This is a genomic window from Pricia sp. (assembly GCF_041745955.1).
GTDB lineage: Bacteria > Bacteroidota > Bacteroidia > Flavobacteriales > Flavobacteriaceae > Pricia.
The window spans coordinates 1-2,856 of sequence record NZ_JBGTHY010000048.1 but is presented as its reverse complement, the minus strand read 5'-3'; the positions used below and the strand labels follow the sequence as shown (position 1 = coordinate 2,856).

At 39.4% G+C, this 2,856-nt stretch carries 1 protein-coding gene; it reads right to left on the bottom strand.

All coding sequences use genetic code 11. The features are described from left to right. Positions 1–2,856 (bottom strand): cell surface protein SprA (gene sprA, locus ACEW8S_RS01625; protein ID WP_373516445.1); only part of this gene is annotated, 2,856 nt, incomplete at both ends.

Below are 2,856 nucleotides of genomic sequence, written 5' to 3'. Positions count from 1 at the left end.
TCGGAAATATTACCTAGGTTAATGGTTAATTTTCCGCCTGGATTATTAGGGTTATCCAAAAAGGGATCTTGCAACCAAAATTCTATGTACTCAACGTTGGCCTGTTCAAAATCAGTTGAAGTGATTTGTCTAGTTATACCAGACCAGCTATTACGAGGATTATCAAGCGTTCCGTCAGAAGCATCCGTTGAAAAGTTATAAGGTCCTCTTTCAGTTGGGTAATAAACCAGATCTAATGTATTTATAACGGTCAATTGTCCTTGTACCAAATCTACTTGTGGAAAGATTTCATCTATAAAAACACGTCTTGTATATAAGTTGGAAAGATCTTCATCAGATAGACCATCGGGCCTTCTTGGTCCATAAAAAATAGGGTCGATTGCATACCAATTTAAAAATGCCCGGTCGTAACCATTTTGTACCCCATTGGCATCTTCTTCACCTTCAGTATAGCTTCTTCCCAAACCTACCGGTCTACTAGATAGAAACCAAGATTGAGCTGAAAGTAAATCTATAGAACCTTGGGTGCCTTCAAAATCATCGACGTAAGCGGTAGCTTCGTTATTAAAGTCAGTCCCTTTAGGGGCTCCAGGAAAAAGATAGGCAACTTCTCCACGTACCGAAAGATTCGATGGAACATCTGTATCTAAATTAGGAAGTTTGTTTACCAATCTTGTAAAGAATGGGACCTCGGTAGAGAAATTTCCGTTTGCCCCAATGATGGTATTGTTTATTGGCTCTGAATTGTAATTAGCTTTTTGGGTTATCGGTCTTTCACTTAGGTTTAAAAACGTACCTCCAAGAAGAAAATTGTCGCTCACTTTGTGTTCAACATTTATGCCTGTAAATCGACGTGTTTGCTGTCCAAAAACCGCATTATTTTCTACCGAAACATTGATAGGCGTGTTTGAAGCCTTTAAGGCTTCATCTAAAATCTGAACCCTGCCAAGTTGATAATTTACGGTATAATCTATCCCTTCAACCAAAGTACGACCGTTAGCAGTTACAACCACGGAACCTCTTGGTACGTTAAAAGCTCCTAATGGGATACCATCACCACCTTCGGATTTGTAACGTCCCTTAAGTTGAAATTTATTCTTATCCGCTTCATCTAAAGCGGCTGTTTTAGTTTCCTTATAAAGTATGTCGTACACATATTTTTCCTGGTTTGGATTTGTATAGATATCAGCTTCATACTCGGTATCGTTATTATTTGGATTTCCATCGTTATCCAAAATATCGAAAAGATACTTACCAAAAGGCTCTACTTTGGTAAAGATAATCTTACCGTTCTGCGTCAACACGGTCAATCCGGGAACAAAGTCAAAAAACCCGTCTCCCTGAAGCTGTGGATCATTATTATAATTAAGCCTATCCAAATGAAAAAGCCTAATTAACGGTGTGTCCAGAATTTCGGAATCGTCCGAAGGATCAAATGGAGAGTTATTGTTGAATGTTGGAAAGGAGGTGCCTTCAACCGGGGAAATGTAATTTAATGGAGACGCTTCTGTATAAAATATATTAAGTCGAAAATCTTCTTGGCTAAGCTGAAAAGCACCAGTATCATAGATGTTCTTCATCATTAAGTCCCAAATTGGCTCTTCCACATCGGTAATAGCGCTCTTTAGCATCTTTACCACCAATGCGTTGTTATTGATGATCTGGTTACCAGTTCCTTGATCGACCGTAACGCCCGTAGCATCTACTCCATCATTGGCGAACTCACCTACTTGGTAAACCTCTCCACCAACAGCATATTGAAATGCAACACCCAGAATTTCATCGTTCAACAAACGTTGGTTTAAGGAAATATATCCTAGACGTTCATTTAAAACATAATCGCGACCTAAGTCTAATTTTCTAGCATTCTCCAGTTTTCCAAAGTCGAAACCTTCGTTTGCTGGGACCAGTATTCCTTGTTCCACCGTCGTAACATCACGAACCGCATTGGTCAATTGTGAACCGGGACCACCAATATTAGTAGGGTCAAAATCATTGTTTCCGTTATCTGGAAAAGCCCCATCGCCAACATTTACAAAACCTGCTGGCGGTTGATCTAAGCCAATTATTTTAGATTCACCCAAATCTTGAAATGCCACTAGATTCCTAACATTATCCGTTCTATTGGTTCTGTTGGTCACCCAAACTTCAATCCGAGTAATTTGGATATTATTATCGATAAAAGGATACCTTAACAACGCTTTGTTATAGGTATTCCTAAAATACTGAGCTAAGAAAAAGTGCCTATTTTCATCGTAGTCACGGGCGAAAAATTCAAATTCTTCTAAGGTTCCTCCGCCCTGCGCAACGACCGATTGTGATTGGGATTTTTGTTCAGAGAAAACTGCAGTTACAGTTGTCCTACCAAACTGTAATTCGGTTTTTACACCAAAAAGACTTTGCGCCCCGGTTATTAAGGAACTATTGAGCGGCATGCTCACGTTACCAACTTCAATCTTTCTAACGATATCATCTTCTGTCGGAGTATATTCAAGTTTTATAAGATTCTGGAAATCGAAGGTAGACTCCGTATCATAATTTGCCGTTACCTGTAACCTAGTGCCAACTTTACCGAGCAAGCTCAAACTGATCCGCTGATCAAAATCAAATGAAAAATTACTTCTATTACGTGGGGAGAAAGTTGGGTTGTCCTGTTTTGTATAAAGAATACCCAAGTCCATTTCTACAGAACCTTGGGGAATCACTTCGATGGTATTACCACCAAAAATGGTCTCAAAAAATCCGGAGTTCACATAGAACTCTGGCAATAGATTTTTCTGAGCTTCTTCTGAGCCTTCCTTTTGCCCAGAAACCGCATCGATTTTCGTTTTGTAATAATCCTGCATACTTTCCCTA